Source organism: Pseudomonas sp. FG13, assembly GCF_057809755.1.
Window position 1 is genome coordinate 79,982 of record NZ_JBMDKO010000022.1, and the last position, 16,635, is coordinate 96,616.

At 62.3% G+C, this 16,635-nt stretch carries 17 protein-coding genes; 6 read left to right on the plus strand and 11 right to left on the minus strand.

The features are described 5' to 3' along the window. Positions 1 to 195: 195 nt before the first annotated feature. The 8 genes from murB to ACODTO_RS18290 form a co-directional block, all read right to left on the minus strand. A complete protein-coding gene (gene murB / locus ACODTO_RS18255) occupies positions 196 to 1,215 on the minus strand; it encodes a UDP-N-acetylmuramate dehydrogenase (RefSeq protein WP_139649350.1) in 1,020 nt (339 codons plus the stop codon). Next, positions 1,212 to 1,676, minus strand: a complete 465-nt coding sequence (locus ACODTO_RS18260; protein ID WP_489106841.1) for a low molecular weight protein-tyrosine-phosphatase — start codon at positions 1,674 to 1,676, stop codon at positions 1,212 to 1,214. The genes murB and ACODTO_RS18260 overlap by 4 nt, the downstream gene beginning before the upstream one ends. Continuing rightward, positions 1,676 to 2,440 (minus strand): 3-deoxy-manno-octulosonate cytidylyltransferase, encoded by a 765-nt coding sequence (kdsB, locus tag ACODTO_RS18265; RefSeq protein WP_139649348.1) that lies wholly within the window; start codon positions 2,438 to 2,440, stop codon positions 1,676 to 1,678. Before kdsB ends, ACODTO_RS18260 begins: the two co-directional genes overlap by 1 nt. After that, positions 2,437 to 2,622, minus strand: a complete 186-nt coding sequence (locus ACODTO_RS18270; RefSeq protein WP_003179363.1) for a Trm112 family protein — start codon at positions 2,620 to 2,622, stop codon at positions 2,437 to 2,439. The genes kdsB and ACODTO_RS18270 overlap by 4 nt, the downstream gene beginning before the upstream one ends. A gap of 23 nt (positions 2,623 to 2,645) precedes the next feature. Next, the gene (lpxK, locus tag ACODTO_RS18275) at positions 2,646 to 3,656 is read right to left on the minus strand and encodes a tetraacyldisaccharide 4'-kinase (RefSeq protein WP_139649346.1); all 1,011 of its coding nucleotides are present in this window, start codon (positions 3,654 to 3,656) and stop codon (positions 2,646 to 2,648) included. Beyond that, positions 3,656 to 4,084, minus strand: a complete 429-nt coding sequence (locus tag ACODTO_RS18280) for an ExbD/TolR family protein (protein ID WP_024776922.1) — start codon at positions 4,082 to 4,084, stop codon at positions 3,656 to 3,658. Before ACODTO_RS18280 ends, lpxK begins: the two co-directional genes overlap by 1 nt. After that, complete coding sequence (locus tag ACODTO_RS18285; RefSeq protein WP_175363457.1) at positions 4,081 to 4,716, minus strand: MotA/TolQ/ExbB proton channel family protein; 636 nt, start codon at positions 4,714 to 4,716, stop codon at positions 4,081 to 4,083. Before ACODTO_RS18285 ends, ACODTO_RS18280 begins: the two co-directional genes overlap by 4 nt. 107 nt (positions 4,717 to 4,823) lie before the next feature. Further along, positions 4,824 to 7,058: a DNA internalization-related competence protein ComEC/Rec2 gene (locus tag ACODTO_RS18290; RefSeq protein ID WP_489106842.1), complete on the minus strand. Its 2,235-nt coding sequence runs from the start codon at positions 7,056 to 7,058 to the stop codon at positions 4,824 to 4,826. A gap of 144 nt (positions 7,059 to 7,202) precedes the next feature. On the opposite strand from ACODTO_RS18290, the gene ACODTO_RS18295 reads away from it, so the two are divergent. After that, positions 7,203 to 7,718 carry a DUF2062 domain-containing protein gene (locus ACODTO_RS18295; protein ID WP_139649342.1) on the plus strand — a complete coding sequence of 172 codons (516 nt, stop codon included), beginning with the start codon at positions 7,203 to 7,205 and terminating at the stop codon, positions 7,716 to 7,718. 139 nt (positions 7,719 to 7,857) lie between these two features. Here ACODTO_RS18295 and ACODTO_RS18300 read toward each other — a convergent pair whose 3' ends face one another. From ACODTO_RS18300 to ACODTO_RS18310, 3 genes are all read right to left on the minus strand, one after another. Beyond that, on the minus strand, positions 7,858 to 8,637 hold the full coding sequence (locus ACODTO_RS18300; protein ID WP_041024632.1) for an ABC transporter permease: 780 nt from the start codon (positions 8,635 to 8,637) through the stop codon (positions 7,858 to 7,860). Then, the gene (locus ACODTO_RS18305) at positions 8,634 to 9,566 is read right to left on the minus strand and encodes an ABC transporter ATP-binding protein (protein WP_139649340.1); all 933 of its coding nucleotides are present in this window, start codon (positions 9,564 to 9,566) and stop codon (positions 8,634 to 8,636) included. The genes ACODTO_RS18300 and ACODTO_RS18305 overlap by 4 nt, the downstream gene beginning before the upstream one ends. Positions 9,567 to 9,699: 133 nt before the next feature. Continuing rightward, complete coding sequence (locus tag ACODTO_RS18310; protein ID WP_139649338.1) at positions 9,700 to 10,323, minus strand: glutathione S-transferase; 624 nt, start codon at positions 10,321 to 10,323, stop codon at positions 9,700 to 9,702. 466 nt (positions 10,324 to 10,789) lie between these two features. Here ACODTO_RS18310 and ACODTO_RS18315 point away from each other — a divergent pair, with 466 nt between their 5' ends. The 5 genes from ACODTO_RS18315 to ACODTO_RS18335 all read left to right on the plus strand — a co-directional run bounded on the left by ACODTO_RS18315 (position 10,790) and on the right by ACODTO_RS18335 (position 16,406). Next, positions 10,790 to 13,237, plus strand: coding sequence for an acyl-CoA dehydrogenase (locus ACODTO_RS18315; RefSeq protein WP_175363406.1), 2,448 nt, complete (start codon positions 10,790 to 10,792; stop codon positions 13,235 to 13,237). 94 nt (positions 13,238 to 13,331) lie between these two features. Further along, on the plus strand, positions 13,332 to 13,739 hold the full coding sequence (locus ACODTO_RS18320; RefSeq protein WP_024776930.1) for a PA2817 family protein: 408 nt from the start codon (positions 13,332 to 13,334) through the stop codon (positions 13,737 to 13,739). A 381-nt stretch (positions 13,740 to 14,120) separates the two neighbouring features. Further along, the gene (locus tag ACODTO_RS18325; RefSeq protein ID WP_139649332.1) at positions 14,121 to 15,344 is read left to right on the plus strand and encodes a type II and III secretion system protein family protein; all 1,224 of its coding nucleotides are present in this window, start codon (positions 14,121 to 14,123) and stop codon (positions 15,342 to 15,344) included. 56 nt (positions 15,345 to 15,400) lie between these two features. Next, complete coding sequence (locus ACODTO_RS18330; protein WP_139649330.1) at positions 15,401 to 16,114, plus strand: tetratricopeptide repeat protein; 714 nt, start codon at positions 15,401 to 15,403, stop codon at positions 16,112 to 16,114. Positions 16,115 to 16,136: 22 nt separating this feature from the next. Further along, entirely contained in the window at positions 16,137 to 16,406 is a 270-nt protein-coding gene (locus ACODTO_RS18335) for a DUF3613 domain-containing protein (protein ID WP_041024639.1), read from the plus strand. The last annotated feature ends 229 nt before the right edge of the window (positions 16,407 to 16,635 follow it).

Genomic DNA, 16,635 nt, shown 5'->3' on the forward strand with positions numbered 1-16,635 from the left:
TTTGGTGTCGCAGACTGGCTCAGGCTAATCGGGCTCTCTTATACAGACACGCAAGGGTCTGCACCGGGCCTCTAGGGTCACATTGTCAGCGGATTAAATTAACCCAGGTTCAAGCAAAACGCCCTGCACAATCCTGCACAAATGATGCTTGTGCGAGGTTGTGCAGGGCGTCCATGGTTCATGACGAACCTTGACTCAGTAGCGGTTGGGCTCCATTTCCAGGTCAACCTGGAAACGTTCGGCAACATCTTTTTGGATGCGCTGGGCCAGGTCCAGCAGTTGGAGGCCAGTGGCCGCGCCATAGTTGACCAGCACCAGCGCCTGCAACTTATGCACCCCGGCGTCGCCCTCACGGAACCCCTTCCAGCCGGCACGCTCGATCAGCCAACCCGCGGCGATTTTCATCTGGCCCTCGGGCTGTGGATAAGCCACCAAGTCGGGGTACTGCAGCTTGAGGTGCGTAACGTGCGCGGCCGGCACCAGCGGATTCTTGAAGAAACTGCCGGCATTGCCCAGCACGGCCGGGTCCGGCAGTTTTTCGCTGCGTATGCTGCAAATGGCCCGGCTGACATCAAGAGGCGTCGCCTGGTCGATGCCTTGTTCGCTCAACCGTTGACGAACCGGGCCATATTCCAGGTGCAGATGGGCGGCACGACTGAGGGTGAAGCGCACCCGCAGAATCAACCAACGACCCGGTTGTTGCTTGAACAGGCTGTCGCGGTAGGCAAAACAGCATTCTTCGAGGGTGAAATCCCGCAACTCGCCGGTGTGGCGATCCAGGGCGGTGAGCCCGGCAAAGACGTCCTTTATCTCCACGCCATAGGCGCCGATATTCTGCATCGGCGCGGCACCCACCGTACCAGGGATCAGGCTGAGGTTCTCCAGCCCCGCCCAGCCTTGCGCCAACGTGTGCTGGACGAAAGGATGCCAGGGTTCTCCGGCCTCGGCCTCGATCACCACCCGCTCCCCCTCATCGCTCAGCAGGCGGATGCCGCGGCTGGCCATACGCAGCACCAGCGCATCGATGTCGCCGGTCAGTAGCAAGTTGCTGCCACCACCGATCACCAGCAGCGGTACCTCATGCCCGGCGGCATAGGCCAGCGCCTCGCGCACCTGCGCATCGCCGTGGGCCTCGGCGAACAGCCGGGCCTTGACGTCCACTCCAAAACTGTTGAAAGGCTTGAGGCTGACGCCGGCCTGTACCTGCAAGCTCATAGCCGCCCCTTCAATTCGATCACCAGGCGATCCGTGGCGCATTCGATCAGGTCCAGGACCTGCTCGAAACCCTGCTCGCCGTCATAGTACGGGTCCGGTACGTCATCGACGCCGGCCTCGTAGCGCCGCAGGAACAGATCCAGTTCCGCCCGGCCGTTGGCCGGCTGCAGGGCCTTGAGATTGCGCAGGTTGTTGCTGTCCATCGCCAGGATCAGGTCGTAGGCGGCGAAATCGGCGCGGCTGACTTGCCGGGCACGCTGGGCCGACAAATCATAACCGCGCCGCAGGGCCGCGGCCTGGCTGCGCTTGTCCGGCGGCTTGCCCACGTGCCAGTCACCGGTACCGGCGGAAGCGACCTCCACCTGCCCGGTCAGCCCGGCCTCGCGCAGCTTATGTCGCAGGATGCCTTCGGCGGTGGGCGAGCGGCAGATGTTGCCGAGGCAGACGAACAGAACCCGCATCAGGCCTCCAGCAGGCGACGGACGCGCTCAAGGTCTTCGACCGTGTCGACGCCGGTTGGCGGGGCGATCAGCGCATCGGCAACATGGATCCGCACACCGTGCCAGAGCGCGCGCAGTTGCTCCAGGGCTTCGGTGTTTTCCAGCCAGCATGGGCCCCAGGCCACGAAGTCCTGGAGAAAACCGGCACGATAGGCATAGATGCCGATGTGGCGACGGTACGGCACGCCTTCAGGCATGACGTCACGGGTTTGAGCGAATGCATCCCGGGCCCAGGGCAACGTAGCGCGACTGAAGGTCAGCGCCAGGCCGTTCAGATCACTGATCACCTTGACCACGTTCGGGTTGAACAAGGTCTGTACGTCCTTGATCGGCTCGGCCAGCGTGGCCATACGCGCTTCGGGATGAGCCGCCAGGTTGGCCGCGACCTGATCGATCACGCTGGGTGGGATCAGCGGTTCGTCGCCCTGCACGTTGACCACGATGGCGTCAGGCTCCAGGCCCAGTTTCGCAGCGACTTCCGCCAGGCGATCAGTGCCGGAATTGTGATCTTCGCGAGTCATGACCACCTCGGCACCAAAGCCCTCGCAGGCTTCGACGATGCGCAGGTCGTCCGTCGCCACCACCACGCGCTGGGCGCTGCTCTTGCAGGCCTGTTCCCACACGTGCTGGATCATCGGCTTGCCGGCGATCGACAACAACGGTTTGCCGGGCAAGCGCGTCGAAGCGAAGCGCGACGGGATTACAACGGTGAAGACGATGCTCATTTATCCAGGCGCTCATCGGTGGTCAGGGTCCGGGCTTCGCTTTCGAGCATCACCGGGATGCCGTCACGAATCGGGTACGCCAGGCCGGCGCCCTTGCTGATCAGCTCGGTCTTGTCGGCGCTGAGCTTGAGCGGGCCTTTGCAAACCGGGCAGGCCAGGATGTCGAGCAGTTTGGTGTCCATGGATTTTCCCCTGGATAAGGTTCTTAAGGTAATAGCCGATCGGGCAACAGGCGCATCAACTGCGTATCGAACCAGGCCTCGAAGGCCGGTGAAGGCGCGGCGTCCACCGCCAGGTACCACCAGTCGGGCGCGGCGAAGGCACGGCATTTGACCGCGTCCTTTTCCGTCATGACCACTGGCAATGGCGGCGTGAAATTCAAGGCCTCGACGCTGTATTCGGCATGGTCGGCAAACCCGTGCGGTATAGGCCGCCAGTGTAGCGTTTCGAGGGTTCTGAAGAAACGTTGCGGATTGCCGATACCGGCCACGGCGTGCACGGCCTGACCGGACGGAAAATGGTCGAGCGGGTATCGTTCATCACTGGCCAGATTCACCAGGGCAGTGGGCCGCAGCTCGAAGGCGAAGCCGTCTTCACGATCGGCAGCGGCGCCGTTGTACAGCACCGCATCCACCGACTGCAGGCGCTCGACCGGTTCGCGCAACGGGCCGGCAGGCAGGCAACGCCGGTTGCCCAGGCCGCGGGCATTGTCGATCAACACCAGCTCCAGGTCGCGAGCCAGCCGGTAATGTTGCATGCCATCATCGGACAGGATCAGGTCCAGCGGTTCCGCTGCCAGCAGCGCCTGGACCGCGCGGCTGCGATCCGGGTCGATCATCAGCGGCACACCGGTGCGCTGGACGATCAGCAAAGGTTCGTCGCCGGCGATCTCGGCGCCCTGGTCGGCCTCGACTCGCCACGGCAATTGCGGCGGCTTGGCGCCATACCCCCGGCTGACCACGCCAACCCGCAGGCCACAGCGCTGGCAGTGCTGGATCATCCACAGGATCATCGGCGTCTTGCCGGTCCCGCCCACGGTGATGTTGCCCACCACCACCAGCGGCACCGGCGGCTGATAGATATCGCCCTCACCCGCCAGGAAACGCTCGCGCTTGCCGACCACCACGCGCCGGTACAGCCACTCCAGTGGCCGTAACAGCGCCAAGGCCGGGTGACCGTCATACCACGCGGCGAGCAATCGATCGGACATGGCCATCAGGGTGCGGGTGCCGCCTCGACCGTGGTCATGCGCAGGTGGCTGAAGCCGAGCTTGCCGGCCGCGTCCATGGCGGTGATGACCGATTGATGAGGCGTCTTGCCATCAGCGCTGATGGACAGCGGCAGGTTGGTGTCGCCGCCGGACTCTTTCTGCAGCACCTCGATCAGGGTCGCCAGGTCGCTCTTGGGCAACAACTGGTTGTTTACCGAAATCGACCCTTCTGCGCTGATGGTGATTTCCAGATTCTTCAACTGCTGGTCTTCGGCTGGCGAACCGCTGACCGCCTGTGGCAACTCGACTTTGAGCTGGGTTTCCCGGGTGAAGGTGGTGGTCACGACGAAAAACAGCAGCAGGATGAACACCACGTCGATCAGCGACGCGAGGTTGATCTCGATGTTTTCCCGTGGTTTGCGGCGGAACTTCACTTCTTGCTCCCGGCCAGGTCAACATCACGATCGCCCTGCACCACCTCGACCAGCTTGATGGCTTCCTGCTCCATGCCCACCACCAGCTCGTCAACGCGGCGCTGCAGGAACCGATGGAAGAACACCGACGGGATACCGACCATCAGGCCCGCGGCGGTGGTGATCAAGGCTTTGGAGATACCACCGGCCAACGCCGAGGCATTGGTACTTACGCCGGATCCGGTAAATGCGCTGAAAATGTCGATCATGCCCAACACTGTGCCCAGCAGGCCCAGCAACGGGGCCATGGCGGCGATGGTACCCAGGGCATTGATGTAGCGCTCCAGCTCATGGATGACCCGGGCCGCGGCTTCTTCGATGCACTCTTTCATGATCTCGCGACCATGCTTGGAGTTCGCCAGGCCGGCCGCCAGTATCTCGCCCAACGGCGAACTGGCCCGCAGCTCCTTGAGCTTGTCCTTGTTCAGTTGCTTGTCCTTGATCCAGACCCAGACCTGCCCGAGCAAATGCTCCGGCGTCACGCGGCTGGCCCGCAGGGTCCACAGGCGTTCGGCAACGATACCCAGTGCCGCGATGGAACTCAGAATGATCGGCAACATCATCCAGCCGCCGGATTTGACCAATTCCCACACAGTGACTGCCCCCTCGAAAAAGTGCGCCACTTTATCATAGAGACTCGCCATGGAGGCCCCGCCCCGCCGATAACTGCTCCAGGAAGCGACCTGGGTCAAGGTTCGGCTCACGGCCCCGCAGACGGCGGGTCGCGCCAATAGCGCCAGTGGTCGGCCTGGGCGTCCGGCCGCTCGAAGGCCCCCAGTTGCAGACGAATGGCGCCCTGTTCGGCGCTGTCGTAGATCGCCATGTCCAAGCGTCGATACCGGGCCATCACCTGGGGATGGGGATGGCCGAACGCGTTGCCTTGGCCTCGGGAGATCAATACCGAATGTGGCTTGAGGCGCGCCAGCAACGCCATCGACGATGAGCTGCGACTGCCATGATGGGGCGCGGCCAGCCACTGGATCGGCACCGCCAGAGAGCCAGCGAGCAGTGCGCGCTCGGCATGGGTATCGATGTCGCCGGTCAACAACAGCCGCTCGCCGCTGGCCTCGACCAGCAGGACGCAGGATTTCTGGTTGCTTTCAAGGGCCGATGACCATCGCCACACGTCGAAGCGGACGCCGTCCCATTCCCACTGTTCGCCGCTGTCGCAGGCCTCTGCTTCAAGGGCGACGGGCAACGCAGCCGGATCGCCGCTGATCACCCGGGTGGTTGCCAGTCCGTTGCGCACGGCCTGAGCCCCCCCGGCGTGATCGGCATCGGCATGGCTGAGCACCATCAGGTCCAGCCCCCGCACACCCAGCTTGCGCAAGGTCGGCAGCACGACACGCTCGCCCACATCGGCATCACCGAAGCGTGGTCCTGCGTCATAGAGCAGGCTGTGGTGACGGGTGCGCACCAGCACCGCCAGCCCCTGGCCAACGTCGAGTTGCCAGATCTGCGCTTGCCCTGGCGGCACCTCTTCCCGTGGCGCAAACACCATCAGCAGCAACATCGGCCAACCCAGCACACGCAACGGTACCCCCTTGGGCAATAACAGCAAGAAAGCGCCGAACGCAGCGATGCACCACGCCCACAGGGGGACCGGAACAGGGACCCAAGCCGGCATCCGCCCCGCCACCAGCCCGAGCCCCTTGAACAGCAGATCGAGCAAGCCCCCGGCGATCCAGAGCAGCGCTTCACCGATGACCGGCACCGGTAGCAACACCGTGCCGAGCAAGGCCGACGGCAGCACCAACAGGCTGATCCAGGGCACCGCCAACAGGTTCACCAGCGGCCCGCTGAGACTCACCGGCAGGCCCAATATCAGCAACAACGGGCACAACCCGACCGCCACCAGCCACTGGGCGCGGGTCCAGGTTTGCCACCAGCGCCAGGGCCCCAGGCGACCGCCGAAGGTGAACATCAGTACCGCCACCGCGGCAAATGACAGCCAGAACCCCGGGCGCAGGCTGGCCAAAGGATCGAACAGCAGCACCCCATCGAAGGCCAGCAACCACGCCCACCAGGGATCGGGGTGCTTGAAGCGCACGCGCCACAGCAGCACCAGGCCGATCATCGCGCAGGCCCGCCGCACCGGCACCTCGAACCCGGCAAGCATGCCGTAACCCAAGGCCGCGATGAAGGCCAGGGCGCAGGCCCAGGGTAACCACGGCAGACGTCCCGGCCACAGGCCATAACGCGCCGCGCCGGCCACCAACAGGTACACCAGACCGGCGAGCAGCCCGATGTGCTGCCCGGAAATCACCAGCAGATGGACAGTGCCGGTGTCTTGCAACAGCTGCCAGTCCTCACGGCTCAATCCCCCGCCGTCGCCCAGCACCAACGCCATCAGCGCACCGGAGCGGCCTTGGGCGTCGACCTGTGCAAATGCCTGGCGCACCCCGTCGCGCCAAGCGCCCCGGGCCGGTTGCAAGCGATGGCCGTCCTTGATCGTACCGGTCGCGCCAATGCCTCGACTCAACAACCAGGCTTGATGGTCGAAACCGTGTGGGTTGCGCAACCCGGCGGGCCGCTTGAGCTTCACCGCTAACCGCCAACGCTCGCCACTGCTCACCGGAGGCCCCCCGAACCAGGCCAGGCGCATTGAGGTCGGCAGCCGAGTGCGACGCGCTTGGGCCTCGACCAGATCGAAGCGCACCACGCCTTCACTGTATTGCGGCAAACCGATGACACGCCCTTCGACCCAACGGGTTTCTCCATCCAGCGCGGCCGGCAGGCGTTCGTCCAACGCGAATTGCGCCGACAGGCAGGCCCAGGCCAACCCCAACAGGAAAAAACCCAGCGGATACGCACGAAACGGCAGCACCATCAGCGCCAGCATCGGCATCGCTGCGATCAGCCACAACGGCGGCAACGCCGGAAAGAAAACCGGGGCCACCAGCCCCAGTGCAAGCGCGACCCACCCTGTGCGCATAACCCATCCTTGAGAGTTCTCTCTCCAGGCTTAGCCGGTCTGCGGCACCGTGGGCGTTATCAATTGTCACAAAGTCTGAATCTGCCGGACTTAGAATCCGGACATACTTGCCGCTTCATTGCTTTGAACCGACCGAGAAGCCTTATGCCCCGGCGCCTATTCAAACGTTACATGCCAGACCCAGCGAGCATTCGGGAACACAAATCCTTACGTTTTCTCGGCACCCTGCTGCACGATCCCAACCTCTGGCACCTCAATCGTCACTCAGTGGCCCGGGCGATGGCGGTCGGCCTGTTTGCCGCTTTTCTCCCCATTCCCTTGCAAATGCTCCTGGCCGCGGCGCTGGCCATCGCGGTGAGGGGCAACATTCCGATTGCGGTGAGCCTGGTCTGGTTGACCAACCCCATCACCATGCCGGCGGTATTCTTCTGTACCTACCAGACTGGCGCCTGGCTGATGGACGTGCCTGCCCGGACGTTGCCGGATGAATTGACCTGGGCCTGGATCACCGAACAACTGTCGACCTTGTGGCAGCCGTTTCTGCTGGGCTCGGTGGTGACCGGCCTGGTGCTCGGCGTCCTGGCGTATTTTGTCACCATGAGTTATTGGCGTTGGTGGGTGGCCCGGCAATGGAACCGGCGCAGGAAAAGCCGGATGTGAGAAACAAAGAAGGCCTCCAATTTGGAGGCCTTCTTTTTGCGGCGTATCTGCGGCTAAGACAGATCAAGTGTGGGAGCGAGCTCGCGATTGCGATGGGTCAGATCCGACGCCATCGCGAGCAGGCTCGCTCCCACAGGGATCAGGTGCGCATGCCGCGCCCACTGACCAGCAACCGGGCACAACCGATATACAGCACCACGGTCGCCACCAGCATGAAGGTGATCGCCACGCTGATGCGGATATCCGAAACCCCGAGGATGCCGAAACGGAAGGCGTTGACCATGTGCAGCACCGGGTTGGCCAGGGACACGGTCTGCCAGAACGGTGGCAACAGCGAAATGGAGTAGAACACCCCGCCCAGGTAAGTCAGCGGCGTGAGCACGAACGTCGGGATGATGGAGATGTCATCGAAGTTGCGCGCAAACACGGCGTTGATGAACCCCAGCAGCGAAAAGATCGTCGCCGTAAGCACCACCACCAATACCGTCACACCCAAGTGGTGCACCTGCAGATGGGTAAAGAACAGCGACAGCAAGGTCACGATCAGGCCCACCGCCAGGCCGCGCAACACGCCACCCAGGGTATAGCCGATCAGGATCGTGTGGGGCGAGACCGGCGACACCATCAACTCTTCGATCGAGCGCTGGAACTTGCTGCCGAAGAAGCTCGACACCACGTTGCCGTAGGAGTTGGTGATCACCGACATCATGATCAGCCCCGGCACGATGTAGTCCATGTACGTGAAGCCGCCCATGTCGCCGATCTGCCGGCCGATCAGGTTGCCGAAAATCACGAAGTACAAAACCATGGTGATGGCCGGCGGCAGCAGGGTCTGCGGCCAGATCCGCATGAAGCGCCGGACTTCACGGTAGACGATGGTATTGAGGGCGATGAGGTTGGGGCGCAATTCGGAACTCATACCGCCACCTTTGCCAGGTTTTTCTCCACCAGGGACACGAACAGCTCCTCGAGGCGATTGGTTTTGTTACGCAGGCTCTGCACTTCGATGTTCTGCAGGGCCAGTTGAGTGAACAACCCGGTAATGCCGACGGTTTTATCCACCTGCACCTCCAAGGTGTGACGGTCCACCAGCCGGGCCGGATAGCCGATCAACTGGGGGGCGGCCGCCAGGTCACTCTTCAGATCCAGCAGGAACGTCTCCACGTGCAGTTGGCTGAGCAACTGCCGCATGCTGGTGTTCTCGACGATAGTGCCGTGGTCGATGATGCCGATGTTGCGGCACAGCTGTTCGGCCTCCTCCAGGTAATGGGTGGTGAGGATGATGGTGATGCCTTTCTGGTTCAACTCGGTCAGGAAGGTCCACATCGAACGACGCAGCTCGATGTCCACACCCGCAGTCGGTTCGTCGAGGATCAACAGGCGCGGCTCATGCACCAGCGCGCGGGCGATCATCAGTCGGCGCTTCATGCCCCCGGACAACGAACGGGACGGCACGTCACGCTTGTCCCACAACCCCAACTGGGTCAGGTATTGCTCGGCGCGCTCGTTGGCGATCTTCGGCGGGATGCCGTAATAACCCGCCTGGGTCACGACGATGTCGAAGGTCTTTTCGAACTGATTGAAATTGAATTCCTGGGGCACCACGCCAATGCAGCGCTTGAGCGCGGCAGGCTCGCGGTCCAGGTCATGGCCGAAGACATTCACTGTGCCGCTGGTCTTGTTCACCAGGGTGGAAAGAATGCCGATGGTGGTGGATTTGCCGGCACCGTTGGGGCCGAGCAAGGCGAAAAAATCACCTTCGGCGACGTCCAGATCGATACCACTCAGGGCCTGGAAACCGTTGCCGTAGGTTTTGGTTAGCTGCCGGATGGACAGAGCGGAACTCATATCGGATCTACGCACCAAGAAGGGAGGAAAGGAATACATGAGGGCGAGCGGCGAGCAATACAACCACGGCGCACGAAGGCCATGGTGCTTGGCGTCGCCGCACAAGTACAGTCACGCGTGTCGATAGTAAGTATTAAGTCAACGCGGTCATGACCGCCTTGCGGTAAGCCGGACGCTGCTGCAACCGCCGGTACCAGGCTTCGAGATGAGGCTGTGTCGCCCGCTCGATGGGCATTTCGAACCAGGCATAAATGAAACTGCCCAGGGGAATGTCGCCCATGCCGATCTCCTCACCCGAGAGGTAGGGCTGTTCGCTCAAGGCCTGGTCTGCCATTGCCAGCAAGCCCTCGCATTCCTTGATCGCCGCATGGATGGCCGGCCAGTCCTGCTGCTCGGCTGGCGTGCGAACGACACCCCAGAACACAGTGCGAAACGGCCCGGCAAAGGACGAGGTGGTCCAGTCCATCCATTTGTCAGCCGTGGCCCGCTTCTGGAGATCGGTCGGATACCAGGCTGAACCGGGCACATGGCGCGCCAGCAGATAACGCACGATGGTGTTGGATTCCCACAGCACGAAACCGTCGTCTTCGATCATTGGAACCCGGCCGTTGGGGTTCTTCGCCCGGTACTCCGGTGTGTCCACTACCCCGAATGCACCGCCCGCATCGATGGCCTCGAAGGCCAGCCCCAGCTCTTCGGCGCACCACAGCGCCTTGCGGACATTCGATGAATTCTTCCGACCCCAGATCTTCAGCATCACGGTTTCCCTCAGTGGATAAGTGCCGCAGCAGCATACGCCCGATCAGTCGCGACTCAAATCGTCACCACGATCCAGAGCCGAACTGATCCCTGTGGCGAGGGGATTTATCCCCGCTGGGTTGCGCAGCAACCCCAAGATCTGTCTTCGCGGGGCGTCATTGTATAGGGCCGCTGCGCGCCCCAACGGGGCGGTGCGACGTTTCGATAAATCCCCTCGCCACAGGTCTTGCATTCACTTGCATGATTTAGCGTCCCGTATCTGTCCACAGTTAATGGCATTTCAGCCAAACAACGGCGCTTTCTCACTTTTGCAACGAACCATTTCCCACGGTTGTTGCCAACCAGACTGGCGCAATGCATCCGGGGTTTCCCACGAAATCAATCGCATCGCGCTGACCGCCGCTTTTACAGATGCCGTCTAAGCTCTGTGGGTCGGTTTTGCCCTGGTTCACGGAGGACTACCTATGCTGTTGTTGTGGATACTGGTTCTGGTCGTCGGGATAGCCTGGCTGGCGCATCGGCGCACCGCCCCGCTGCCCACGCTGGGGATCGTCGCGGTCTACCTGCTGGCGATGGGCATATTCAGCCACGCGCCAGGCGCACTGATGCTGATCCTCTGGGTCGTGCTCGGCGCCATCGCCGCGCCTTTGCTGCTGCCGGACCTGCGCCGCAAGTATTTCAGCGCGCCGATGTTCGACTGGTTCCAGAAGACCCTGCCGCCCATGTCGGAGACCGAGCGCGATGCCATCGACGCCGGCACGGTGTGGTGGGATGGCGAGTTGTTCAGCGGCCGTCCGGATTGGGATCTGCTACTGGCCTATCCCAAGGTACAACTGACCGAGGAAGAACAGGCGTTCCTCGACGGTCCCACCGAAGCACTCTGCGCCATGGTCAGCGACTGGCAGATCGGCCAGGCCATGGACCTGCCGCCCGAAGCCTGGGCGCACATCAAGGAACACGGGTTCTTCGCACTGATCATTCCAAAGGAATACGGAGGCAAGGGTTTCTCCGCCTACGCCCACTCCCAGGTGGCGATGAAACTGGCCACCCGCAGCGGCGACCTGGCCTCCACGGTGATGGTCCCCAACTCCCTCGGTCCGGCGGAGCTGCTGTTGCACTATGGCACCGAGGAACAGCGTGACCATTACCTGCCGCGGCTGGCCCGTGGCGACGACATTCCATGCTTCGCCCTGACCGGGCCTCTGGCCGGTTCCGATGCCGGTGCAATGCCCGACACTGGCGTCATCTGCAAAGGTGACTGGCAAGGCCAGGAAACCCTCGGCCTGCGCCTGAACTGGGAAAAGCGCTACATCACCCTGGGCCCCGTAGCCACCCTCCTCGGCCTGGCTTTCAAGGCCTATGATCCCGAACACCTGCTGGGGGACGAGGAAGACCTGGGCATCAGTCTTGCCCTGATTCCCACCGACACTCCCGGCGTCCATATAGGCCGGCGCCACCTGCCCTTGGGTGCAGCGTTCATGAACGGGCCGAACTGGGGCAAGGACGTGTTTATTCCACTGGACTTCCTCATTGGCGGCCAACCCATGCTCGGCAAGGGCTGGATGATGCTGATGAACTGCCTGTCGGTCGGCCGTTCGATTTCCCTGCCGGCTGTAGGCACCGGGGCGGCGAAGTTCACCAGCCTGGTGACCGGCCAGTACGCCCAGGTGCGGGAACAGTTCAACGTGCCGTTGTCAGCCTTCGAAGGCATCCAGGAAGCCATGGCGCGTATCGGTGGCAACGCCTGGATGATGGATGCCGCTCGCATGCTGACCGCCAACGCGGTGGACCTGGGAGAAAAGCCCTCGGTGCTGTCGGCGATCCTCAAGTACCACCTGACCGAACGCGGCCGCGAGTGCATCGGCCACGCCATGGACGTGCATGGCGGCAAAGGCATCATCATGGGCCCGAACAATTACCTGGGGCGCAGTTGGCAAGGCGCGCCGATCTTCATCACCGTGGAAGGCGCGAACATCCTCTCGCGCAACCTGATGATCTTCGGCCAGGGGGCGATCCGCTGCCATCCGTTCGTACTCAAGGAAATGGCCTTGGCGACACGCGAAGACAAGGACCAGGCCCTCGTCGAGTTCGACGGTTTGCTGCTCAAGCACATCGGCTTCGCTATCAGTAACGCGGCCAGCACCCTGGTGCTGAACCTCGGCCTGGGACATTTCGACAGGGCTCCCGGCAACACCTTGAGCCAGGGGTATTTCCGCGCGCTCAATCGACAGGCTGCGGCCTTTGCCCTGCTGGCGGACCTGAGCATGATGCTGCTGGGCGGAGAGCTCAAGCGTAGGGAACGCCTGTCGGCGCGTCTGGGCGATGTATTGAGCAACCTTTACCTGGCCTCGGCGGCGCTCAAGCGCTACCACGACCTGGATTCGCCGGACCACATGACGCCGCTGTTCACCTGGGCCATGGAGGAAAGTCTCGGCCAGTCGGAGCGTGCGCTGGACGAACTGCTGGCCAACTTCCCGAACCGATTGCTGGGTGGCCTGCTGCGCTGTGTGGTGTTCCCCTTCGGCCGTCGTCACAAAGGGCCGAGCGACAGGCTGGATGCGGAAGTGGCAGCGGTGATCGGCCGGGCCAAGGGCGATCCGACTCTCGAAGAGTTACTGCTGGGATGCTATCGCCCCCACTCGGTCGACGATCCGGTCGGCGCCCTGCAACACGCCGCCGACCTGCTGATGGCGGCCCAGCCGTTGCAGAAAAAATTGCATGCGGCGCTCAAGCACGGTCAGCTCAAGCCGGTACCCGGCGAGCCCCTTATCGACACGGCTCTGGAAGCCGGTGTGCTGCAGGCCGGCGAAGCCCAGGCCCTGCGCGCAGCCGAAACGGCGCGGCGCAAGGTGATCGACGTGGACGATTTCGACAAAGAGGCGCTGACGCTGGCCGAGGGCAAGGTTCGTTGATCTTGGACTGGCCCCATGCTGACCCACGGCCATGTAAAAACCGGCGCAGGCGCTTTATACTCCCGCGCCCGTTTTGCTCTTGAGGACTTATCTCGTGTCCAATGTCGTTGCCGATCACCTTGTCTTGCTTGACCACTTGCGCAGCATCCTGGTCGCCGTAGGTGAGGCCGAACAGGTTCCCGAAGAAAGCCATGCGCTGTTCCTGGAGCGCTTCGATGAATTGCGCGCGCAATTGCCCGTCGATCCGATCGAAAGCCAGTACCTGGGCCAGGACCTCCTCTGCCAGGTGATCGTCCGTTATCCACAAATCGCCCACCTGGTGCCGCGTGACCTGCTGTGGTACTTCGGCGGTGACTGCCTGCACTACATGCCCGACGAGGAAATCGACCTGTACCAGGCCCTCGAGGAACGTCGTTTCGAAGCCGAACAGAATGACGAACCTTTCGACTGGAACCAGGAGAAGCAATTGCTGGCGATGTCGGACCAGGACAGCAAGCACTGATTGCGATCAGTCATGCAAAAGCCCGCACGGTTAACCCTGCGGGCTTTTTTGTGCCCCTGCCAAAGGATGTTGTCCATGGAGGCGCCAAAAAATCCGAAAAAGACGTTTTATTGACGCACCCATCATCACTTTTTTCACCCCCGCCACTTTTCAGACGTTTTTTTCAATTTCGGCGTGGCGCTTTGCCATGGGTGAACTACCGTCAATCAGAAGCGAGCAAGGTGACCGGCAAATCGCCTCAGGCGAACTGTTTGCGCCAGTCACCGCTCGGTAACCTGGGTTCATTTCCGGGTGGTGAGATAGGGGGGTAGCCCGGACCCCATAAATGATCCGAGGCAACTGGTTAAGTCTAGGGACGGCCTGTCTGTCGAGGAGCATTCTATGAGCTATCGTACCGCGCCCGCGTTAAAACACTTTATCCATGGCCTGTTCCTGATGGGCCTTGGACTGGATGCGGCGCAGGCCGCAGCCAGCAATTGTTCGCAACTGGACAACTTGCCGGCGACCTTCGAGGTCGGCCAGGGACTCCAGAGCGAATTGCGCATCCTGGCCCCTGTGACCAAACTCGCGGTAGGCGACCCGAAAATCGCCGACGTGCAGCCCAGTGGCAGCGACGCTTTCATTCTCACGGGCGTGGCGCCAGGCGCTACCAGCCTGATGGTCTGGACGGCGTGTTCGAAGATGCCCCGCCAGAGCATGATCTTCGTCAAAGGCAGGGCCACCGAAGCACTGACCACTGCAGCGACTGTGCCTTCCGAAGATCCGATGCTGCTCGCCCAAGTGCAGACCGACATCCGTTTCGTCGAGGTCAGCCGGACCAAACTCAAGGAAGCTTCGACCTCGATCTTTGGCAGCCGTGGCAACTTCCAGTTCGGCGCGCCGAGGACCTTGCCTACCATCGGTGGTGTGGTCCGGCCTTCATTGCCGGTCAATAACGACATGTTCAACCTGTCCTTCGCCACTGGACAAACCTTGCTGATGATCAACGCGCTGGAAGGCAGCGGCTTCGCCTACACCCTGGCGCGGCCGAGCCTGGTGGCCCTCAGTGGGCAGAGCGCAAGCTTCCTGGCCGGCGGCGAGGTGCCCATTCCAGTGCCCAGCGCCGGCAGCGATAACGTGTCCATCGAGTACAAGGAGTTCGGTATTCGCCTGACCCTGACACCGACCGTCATCGGCAAAAGCCGCATCGCGTTGAAGGTCGCGCCGGAAGTCAGCGAACTGGACTTCACCAATGCCGTGAACATCGCCGGCACGCTGGTTCCAGCGCTCACCGTGCGTCGTACCGATACCAGCATTGCCCTGGCCGACGGCGAAAGCTTCGTCATCAGCGGCCTGATCAGTACGCGCAACGCCTCGCAGGTGAACAAGTTTCCCGGCCTGGGCGACATTCCGATTCTCGGCGCCTTCTTTCGTAACCACTCCATCGACCGGGAAGAACGGGAACTGCTGATGATCGTCACCCCGCACCTGGTCCAACCGTTGGCCGTCGACGCGCAACTGCCGACATTGCCGGGCGAACAACTGCGCAACTATGACCCGAATTTCTATCGCATGTACTTCCTCGAACACGGCGAGTTCGACAACCGCAGCGGGCTTTCCCAATGAGCCGGCACCTGATGTGCAAGGGGGCGGGGGTTCAGCCTGGTGTCGGAGGACATTCCATGAAAGCAGTGATCGCGATAACGGCGACCTTGATACTCGCCGGCTGTGCCAGTAACGGAGTAGTCGCTTCCCTTCCGTCCAGTTGCGCCAGGCCCAGTTCCGATCAGGAACTGGCCCTGAACCTGGCGGATGACATGGCCAATGATGGGCGTTTGTACGCCAGCCTGGCGAACCTCGAAGGTCTGCCCGAAGACCTCGTCCAGGTCCGCCTGCGCAAGGCCCGGGTGCTGCGCCTCATGGGCCGCAACGAGGCAGAGCCGTTGTACAAGAGCCTGCTCGGGACCTGCCTGGCCGCTGATGGAGAACATGGCCTCGGCCAACTGGCCGTCGCCAAGAATGATAATGCCAGCGCCGCCGAGCACCTTGAACGCGCGGCGAAAATGGCCCCTACCGAAGGAAAGATCCGCAACGACCTGGGTGTCGTCTACCTCAACCAACGCCGGATCCCTGAAGCGCGCTTCGAGTTCATGACCGCCATGGAACTCAGGCAGGCGGATTCCCTGGCCGCCCTCAACATGGTGACGCTGCTGATTTACCAGGACAACTGGAAGCAAGCCGCCGAACTCGCGAGCATGGCCAAGTTGAGCCCCGCACAAGTAGCGGATGCCCAGGCCCGCGCTGAGAGGATCAGAGGCTCGGCCACCAAGACGGGAACGACACAGGCAGACCGTTCGAATGAGGTAGTCGATGCCTCATCCGGCGCGGCCAAGTAGAGCGTTACGAGGAGTTCAAGAGATGAAAACGAAACAGCTGTTGATCGTCTGCATCGCATGCCTGTCCACCTCCGCCTGGGCAATCGAGCCGGGGCCCTCTTCGGCCGCGCAACAAGGCACGGAAAGCTGGATGCAGTTGCAGATTCGTGGTGTGGTCGCGTCCACCAACCTGCAGACCGCCTCCGCCGCCGAGCGTGAAATGGCCATGCAGCGCTGGCTCAATAGTTTCAACTATCCGATTCCGGAGTTCTTTGAACAGAAGTCGGGGGGAGAAATCACCAGCAGCAAATGAGTCGTGCTGGAAACCAAAAGGATCGTCCGAAGGCGTTGCTGCTTTCGGACGATTTTTTACGCCACCACGCCTGTGGGAGCGAGCTTGCTCGCGATGGCGTCGACCCATTCAACACTTGCGTGACAGACGCTCCGCTATCGCGAGCAGGCTCGCTCCCACAATGGGACTGGGGTTCGACCGGAGAGGTAGGTCGGCTGTACGGCCGCCTTCGCGGGCGAGCCCGCTCCCA

Bases quoted from the DNA above. Each gene is read 5' to 3' on its own strand.
- ACODTO_RS18335 (WP_041024639.1), top strand. From the start codon at position 16,137: ATGAAAACGAAACAGCTGTTGATCGTCTGCATCGCATGCCTGTCCACC.
- ACODTO_RS18295 (WP_139649342.1), top strand. From the start codon at position 7,203: ATGCCCCGGCGCCTATTCAAACGTTACATGCCAGACCCAGCGAGCATT.
- kdsB (WP_139649348.1), bottom strand. From the start codon at position 2,440: ATGAGCATCGTCTTCACCGTTGTAATCCCGTCGCGCTTCGCTTCGACG.
- murB (WP_139649350.1), bottom strand. From the start codon at position 1,215: ATGAGCTTGCAGGTACAGGCCGGCGTCAGCCTCAAGCCTTTCAACAGT.
- ACODTO_RS18315 (WP_175363406.1), top strand. From the start codon at position 10,790: ATGCTGTTGTTGTGGATACTGGTTCTGGTCGTCGGGATAGCCTGGCTG.
- lpxK (WP_139649346.1), bottom strand. From the start codon at position 3,656: ATGGCCATGTCCGATCGATTGCTCGCCGCGTGGTATGACGGTCACCCG.
- ACODTO_RS18310 (WP_139649338.1), bottom strand. From the start codon at position 10,323: ATGCTGAAGATCTGGGGTCGGAAGAATTCATCGAATGTCCGCAAGGCG.
- ACODTO_RS18300 (WP_041024632.1), bottom strand. From the start codon at position 8,637: ATGAGTTCCGAATTGCGCCCCAACCTCATCGCCCTCAATACCATCGTC.
- ACODTO_RS18260 (WP_489106841.1), bottom strand. From the start codon at position 1,676: ATGCGGGTTCTGTTCGTCTGCCTCGGCAACATCTGCCGCTCGCCCACC.
- ACODTO_RS18305 (WP_139649340.1), bottom strand. From the start codon at position 9,566: ATGAGTTCCGCTCTGTCCATCCGGCAGCTAACCAAAACCTACGGCAAC.
- ACODTO_RS18270 (WP_003179363.1), bottom strand. From the start codon at position 2,622: ATGGACACCAAACTGCTCGACATCCTGGCCTGCCCGGTTTGCAAAGGC.
- ACODTO_RS18330 (WP_139649330.1), top strand. From the start codon at position 15,401: ATGAAAGCAGTGATCGCGATAACGGCGACCTTGATACTCGCCGGCTGT.
- ACODTO_RS18290 (WP_489106842.1), bottom strand. From the start codon at position 7,058: ATGCGCACAGGGTGGGTCGCGCTTGCACTGGGGCTGGTGGCCCCGGTT.
- ACODTO_RS18325 (WP_139649332.1), top strand. From the start codon at position 14,121: ATGAGCTATCGTACCGCGCCCGCGTTAAAACACTTTATCCATGGCCTG.